This is a genomic window from Nocardia nepalensis, assembly GCF_048910785.1.
In the GTDB taxonomy this organism is placed as follows: Bacteria; Actinomycetota; Actinomycetes; order Mycobacteriales; family Mycobacteriaceae; genus Nocardia; species Nocardia nepalensis.
Genome location: NZ_JBKBET010000017.1, coordinates 194,763 through 200,762, shown reverse-complemented (window position 1 = coordinate 200,762; position 6,000 = coordinate 194,763). Strand labels below are relative to the sequence as shown.

Sequence of the window (6,000 nt, the reverse complement as noted above, 5' to 3'; positions counted from 1 at the left end):
AACAAAGAAGCTACGCGTCCACTGTGCGGTATCTGAAACAACACACAGATACAGATGCACCACACAAACCCCCTGGGGTGGGTGTGGGTTGCTCTCTGTGACAGTTTCATAGAGTTACGGCGGCTATAGCGGTGGGGAAACGCCCGGTCCCATTCCGAACCCGGAAGCTAAGGCCACCAGCGCCGATGGTACTGCACTCGACAGGGTGTGGGAGAGTAGGACACCGCCGGAACATCCTTGCGAAAGGCCCCCAACAACAGTTGGGGGCCTTTTTGCGTATCAGCGTGCCCCACAACGGTTTTCGGGGCCGAGCCTGAGCTGGCCGATGTCGGCTACGCAGTGCTTCTCAGGGTAGACCCTGACCCCGGATGTCGTGGATATGGGGGCTGCTTCCGGATCCGCCGCGCCGCGGCCTCGGCTTACGGTCGTGACGAGGAGGTCGTCATGAGGTCCGCAACGGTTCCGCTGAGCGTCATCGGTGTCTACGCCACGGTCGCGAGTTTCGCGTTCGCGGCCGCCCTCACCGAGACGATCATGCTGTACCCCAATATCTTTCGCGATGTGCCCGAGTCACTGGCACAGACTCAGCAGTTCATGAGCGAGGTCGCGGTCGGCGATGTCATGCGCCCGCTCGGCGGGGCGCTGACAGTGTGCGCATTGATCGCCTGTGCGGCGGCGGTCCGGTACCGCCTCGCGCGGGGATGGATCGCCGCATCAGTGATTTCGCTCATCAGCGGGCAGTTCCTGCTGTCGATCCTTTATCTGTGGCCGCGCGCGACGATCCTGTTCGACGAACGTTCCCGGCACAGTCTCGCCGAAATCGAGAGCGCGGCAACCGAATTCCAGGTGGGCGAGTGGGTTCGGATAGCGGCGGCCCTGGCGACCGCGGTGTTCGCGGTCGCCGCGACACTGAGCTGTTATCGCACACGGGTTCTCGCCAAGGCCGACGAGCGGTTCCGGCAACTGGCCTAAGGCCGGGTGCCGGTGGACCACACCGGAGTCGTCTCTACTCGCGACAGTCGCCACCCCGCGGTGGTTCGGACGGCGTCGAAGCGGTAGACCTCGCCGAGGGTGAACTGCGGCTCGGGCGCGGTTCGCGGTTCGGCGGTCGCGGCCGGAGTGAAGGTGGCGATGAGATTCGCCCGCACCGTGGCGGTATCGCCGCGCAGATCGATCATCACGTTGCTGATGAAGTGCTGAACGCGCTTATCGTCGGAGTGATTCCGGCTGGCCTGGGCGATCAGCGCATCGACGCCCTCGGCCCGGCCACCAGGGGTTTTCGCGGTCGCGTCGGCGGTGTAGATCGCACGGAAGTCCTCGAAGCGTCCCTCGTCCAAGGCGCGGCCCAACCGGTCGACCAATGCGGTGATCTCGTTGCGGTCCACCAGCTCTCGAAGTTGGCGCTGGGTCGTGTCGTCCTTGGCGGTGGCGGTCGTGCACGCGGCGAGCAGTGCCAGCGGCAGGGCAGCCAGGGGGAGGATGCGGCGGATCTTGTTCATCGGTCGAACCTTTCGCACTAAACGTTGGTCGGTCCAACGTTGGTGAAGCCAACCTAACAGATCGTGGGTATCACCAACAAGTGTTGCTACATTTGACCCATGGAGATCGCGCACGAGGACACACCGGGCAGGCTGCGCGCCCTGCCCACCCGACTGGTGAACCAGGTGGCCATCCTGGCCAATCGGGCGACCGAGCGCGCCTTCGACGCGACCGGATCACGCCGCTACCACTACGCCCTGCTCACCACGCTCGGCGAATTCGGGCCGGCCAGCCAGGCCGACCTGGGCCGACGCACTCGCATTGATCGCAGCGATATCGTCGCCGCGCTGAACGATCTGGCCGAGCGCGGTCTCATCGAACGCAATCCGGATCCGGGCGACCGCCGCCGCAATATCGTCACCATCACCAAGGCGGGCACCCGCCACCTGGCCGAACTGGATCACCGCATCGAAGGCGCCCAAGACGAGTTGCTGGCCGCCCTCTCGACCGACGAGCGCCGCGAACTCGTCCGGCTGCTCACCCGCATCCTCGATGATCATGCCCACGGGTGACCGCGCCGGTATTTCCGCAGGCCGGGGATAGGGCGCGCGGAGCGAGCAACTAAACTGCATCCGTGAGTCTTGTGCTGCTACCTGCTGTCGATGTCGCCAATGGAGAGGCCGTGCGCCTTGTTCAGGGGGAGGCGGGCAGCGAAACCAACTACGGCTCCCCGCGCGACGCGGCGCTCGCCTGGCAGGAAGCCGGTGCGGAGTGGGTGCATCTGGTCGATCTCGACGCGGCATTCGGGCGTGGCTCCAACCGGGAGCTGCTGGCCAAGGTCGTCGGCGAACTCGATGTCCAGGTGGAGCTGTCCGGCGGCATCCGCGACGATGAGTCACTGGAGGCCGCGCTGGGTACCGGTTGTGCCCGGGTCAACCTCGGCACCGCCGCGCTGGAGGATCCGCAGTGGTGCGCCCGCGCCATCGCCAAGTACGGCGAGCGCATCGCCGTCGGTCTGGACGTGCGGATCATCGACGGTGAGCACCGGCTGCGCGGCCGCGGCTGGGTCAGTGACGGCGGCGATCTGTGGGAGGTGCTCGAACGCCTCGAGCGCGACGGCTGCTCGCGCTACGTGGTCACCGATGTGACCAAGGACGGCACCCTCACCGGCCCCAACTTGGATCTGCTGCGTGATGTGTGCGCCGCTACCGACGCACCGGTCATCGCCTCGGGCGGCGTGTCCACCATCGAGGATCTGATCGCCATCGCCGAACTGGTCCCCGAGGGCGTCGAGGGTTCGATCGTCGGCAAGGCGCTGTACGCGGGCCGTTTCACGCTGCCCGAGGCACTGGCCGCGGTGCGCTGACCGATTCGATGACCGCCAACCGCCTCGACACCGAACTAACGGCACTGCTCGATGTCGCCAGCGACATCCTCGACGCGGCCAGCCCCCGTTTCGTCGAGGGGGTCGGCGCGCCGAGCGCGGTGGCCAAGGGCCGCAACGATTTCGCGACCGAACTCGATCTGGAGCTGGAGCGCACCATCTCCGCGCAGCTCGAAGAGCGCACCGGAATCGAGGTGCACGGTGAGGAATTCGGCGGACCGCAGCTCACCTCCGGCACGGCGTGGGTGCTCGATCCGATCGACGGCACCTTCAACTACTCGTCGGGACATCCCCTTTCGGGCATGCTGCTGGCGCTGGTGCACGACGGGGAGCCGTTGCTCGGGCTGACCTGGCTGCCGTTGCTCGGCCAGCGCTACGCGGCGGCCTCCACTGGTCCGGTGCTGCTCAACGGCGAACCGCTGCCCCCGCTGCCGCGCGGGAAGCTGAGCGAGGCGATGATCGGCTTCGGCGCGTTCAATGTGGATTCCGCGGGGCGCATTCCGGGCCGGTTCCGTTTCAACCTGCTGGGTCCGCTGAGCCGGTTGTCCTCGCGGGTGCGCATGCACGGCTCCACCGGCATCGACCTGGCGTTCACCGCATCGGGTGTGCTCGGCGGCGCGATTGTTTTCGGCCACCATCCGTGGGACAACGCCGCGGGCGTGGCGCTGGTGCGTGCGGCGGGCGGTGTCGTCACCGATCTGGCGGGCGAGCCGTGGACCATCACCTCGGGTTCGGTGCTGGCCGCCGCGCCCGGCGTACATGAGGAACTGCTGGAAATGATTTGCACGGTCGCCGACGATGCGTGAGGTCGCGCACGAGGGGACACGGCATGATTCGAGGAGGATTAGCCGATGACATTGGCCGTACGCGTGATTCCGTGCCTGGATGTCGATGCGGGCCGGGTGGTCAAGGGCGTCAACTTCGAAAACCTGCGCGATGCGGGCGATCCCGTCGAACTCGCCGCTGCCTACGACCTGCAAGGCGCCGACGAGCTGACCTTCCTCGACGTCACCGCCTCCACCGGTGACCGCGGCACCATGATCGATGTCGTAACCCGCACGGCCGAGCAGATTTTCATCCCGCTCACCGTCGGCGGCGGCGTGCGCACGGTGGACGATGTGGACCGGCTGCTGCGTGCGGGTGCGGACAAGGTGTCGGTGAACACCGCCGCCATCGCGCGCCCCGAGGTGTTGCGTGAAATGTCCGAGCGTTTCGGTTCCCAGTGCATCGTGCTGTCCGTGGACGCCCGCACCGTCCCCGAGGGGCAGCCCGACACCCCCTCCGGCTGGGAGGTCACCACGCACGGCGGTAAGCGCGGCACCGGCATCGACGCCATCGAATGGGCCGTGCGCGGAGCCGAACTGGGCGTCGGCGAGATCCTGCTCAACTCGATGGACGCGGACGGCACGAAGGCGGGTTTCGATCTGCCCATGATCAGGGCCGTGCGCGAGGCGGTCTCGGTGCCGGTGATCGCCAGCGGGGGAGCGGGTGCCATCGAACACTTCGCCCCCGCCGTCCACGCCGGTGCCGATGCGGTACTCGCGGCCAGCGTCTTCCACTTCGGCGACCTGACCATCCCGCAGGTGAAGGCCGCCATGCGCGCCGAACAGATCGTGGTGCGTTAACCCCGCAGGCGGAATGCGTGACGTGCTGCTCGCCGTCGCACGAGGGATGAGCATCGGAATCGCATTGTCCCCCTTCGCCATCGACGCCACCGACAATGCGGCGGACGCCGCCGTCGCGCTGGGACGGGAGGCCGTCGACGTCGGCCTGAGCTCACTGTGGTTCGGCCAGTTGTTCACCCACGACACCATCGGCCTCGCGGGCATCGTCGGACGCCAGGTGAGGCACTCCAGGTCACCGCCGAATTGGCCGACGGCGCAATGCCTTTCCTGGTCGGCCCCAAGGCGCTCGCCGAGCACATCGTCACGCCCATCACCGCCGCCGCCGAAGAAGCCGGCCGCCCTCGCCCCCCGGATTGTCGCCATGGTGCCCGGCGTGGTCACGGCCGATATCGACACCGCACGCGCCGCGGCGACCGAACAAATGGCCTTCTACAACGAAATCCCGTCCTACAAGCGAATGATCGAGCTCTCGGGCGCATCGCACGCCGCAGAACTGGCCGTCATCGGCGACGAGCAAACCCTCGCCGACCAGATCACCGCCTATTTCGAAGCGGGCGCGACCGACGTCGTTGTCGCCCAAACCGATTTGAGCACCGAGGCCGACCGTCAGCGCACCTGGCAGGTGCTCGGCGATCTGAATCACACCAGTTCGGCCGCCACGCCGCAGCGGTGATTGCTATCTGCCCGTTGGTTACCCAGGCTTAGCGTCCATGTCCGCCATGTGTCCCTCATGTTCTTGGCCCGCGCCGATGCTGGTGTCGACGCATGGCTCGGTTCGCTATCTGCGCTGTGTTTGCGGTAAGTGGTTGGTCGCCCACCGCGGCGGGGTGAACCTGGTGTCCGGCCGGTCCACCTGCACCAAAAAGACTGCGGCTGAACACCTCGAGCTGATTCCGCTGCCCGAGCAGTGAAGAACGGGTCGCCACCCACTGCCCGGCGGAATCAACTCGACATAATTCGCGTACGCGGAAATGTGCAATGGTCATGAGCGCGACAATTGCCGCCGAAACCAGGTAGTGAACGTCGGAGAATCAGACAGGAAATCTCGCAGGCGATTAATATTTGCCCGAATTCGCCGGGTGCCGGGCGCGTGCGGAACGGCGGGCGCTGCCCTGTATAACGGTGATATGACTCTCGACCCCGCCATCGCCGCCCGGCTCAAGCGCAATGACGCCGGACTCGTCGCCGCGGTCGCGCAGGAGCGCGGCACCGGCGATGTGCTGATGGTTGCCTGGATGGACGACGAGGCGCTGGCCCGCACGCTGGAAACCCGTAAGGCGACCTACTATTCGCGATCGCGCCAGCAGTACTGGGTCAAAGGTGAGACCTCCGGCCACACCCAGTACGTGCACGAGGTCCGCCTCGACTGCGACGGCGACACCATCCTGTTGGTCGTGGACCAGCAGGGCGCGGCCTGCCACACCGGCACCCACACCTGCTTCGATTCCGACCTACTACTGGCCGACAACCTGCTGCTCGCCGACAGCTGAGCCGAGGTATCGAATCTCGCGC

General features: G+C 66.5%; 8 protein-coding genes and 1 rRNA gene. 8 read left to right on the top strand and 1 reads right to left on the bottom strand.

Annotation, left to right across the window (positions count from 1 at the left end; all coding sequences use genetic code 11):
• Positions 1-115: 115 nt before the first annotated feature.
• A 5S ribosomal RNA gene (gene rrf, locus ACHQ4I_RS10500) occupies positions 116-232 on the top strand.
• Between the two features lie 212 nt (positions 233-444).
• Positions 445-972, top strand: a complete 528-nt coding sequence (locus tag ACHQ4I_RS10495; protein ID WP_420771490.1) for a hypothetical protein — start codon at positions 445-447, stop codon at positions 970-972.
• Here ACHQ4I_RS10495 and ACHQ4I_RS10490 read toward each other — a convergent pair.
• Positions 969-1,499 (bottom strand): nuclear transport factor 2 family protein, encoded by a 531-nt coding sequence (locus ACHQ4I_RS10490; RefSeq protein WP_420771489.1) that lies wholly within the window; start codon positions 1,497-1,499, stop codon positions 969-971. The genes ACHQ4I_RS10495 and ACHQ4I_RS10490 overlap by 4 nt on opposite strands.
• Positions 1,500-1,598: 99 nt before the next feature.
• Between ACHQ4I_RS10490 and ACHQ4I_RS10485 the strand changes: the two genes are divergently transcribed.
• From ACHQ4I_RS10485 to hisI, 6 genes are all read left to right on the top strand, one after another.
• Positions 1,599-2,051, top strand: coding sequence for a MarR family winged helix-turn-helix transcriptional regulator (locus tag ACHQ4I_RS10485; protein ID WP_420771488.1), 453 nt, complete (start codon positions 1,599-1,601; stop codon positions 2,049-2,051).
• Positions 2,052-2,113: 62 nt separating this feature from the next.
• A complete protein-coding gene (gene priA / locus ACHQ4I_RS10480) occupies positions 2,114-2,845 on the top strand; it encodes a bifunctional 1-(5-phosphoribosyl)-5-((5-phosphoribosylamino)methylideneamino)imidazole-4-carboxamide isomerase/phosphoribosylanthranilate isomerase PriA (protein ID WP_420771487.1) in 732 nt (243 codons plus the stop codon).
• A gap of 8 nt (positions 2,846-2,853) precedes the next feature.
• Complete coding sequence (locus ACHQ4I_RS10475; RefSeq protein WP_420771486.1) at positions 2,854-3,669, top strand: inositol monophosphatase family protein; 816 nt, start codon at positions 2,854-2,856, stop codon at positions 3,667-3,669.
• Between the two features lie 45 nt (positions 3,670-3,714).
• Positions 3,715-4,488: an imidazole glycerol phosphate synthase subunit HisF gene (hisF, locus tag ACHQ4I_RS10470; protein ID WP_420771485.1), complete on the top strand. Its 774-nt coding sequence runs from the start codon at positions 3,715-3,717 to the stop codon at positions 4,486-4,488.
• 46 nt (positions 4,489-4,534) lie between these two features.
• Entirely contained in the window at positions 4,535-5,161 is a 627-nt protein-coding gene (locus tag ACHQ4I_RS10465; protein ID WP_420771484.1) for an LLM class oxidoreductase, read from the top strand.
• 454 nt (positions 5,162-5,615) lie between these two features.
• Positions 5,616-5,978, top strand: coding sequence for a phosphoribosyl-AMP cyclohydrolase (gene hisI / locus ACHQ4I_RS10460; protein ID WP_420771483.1), 363 nt, complete (start codon positions 5,616-5,618; stop codon positions 5,976-5,978).
• Positions 5,979-6,000: the final 22 nt, after the last annotated feature.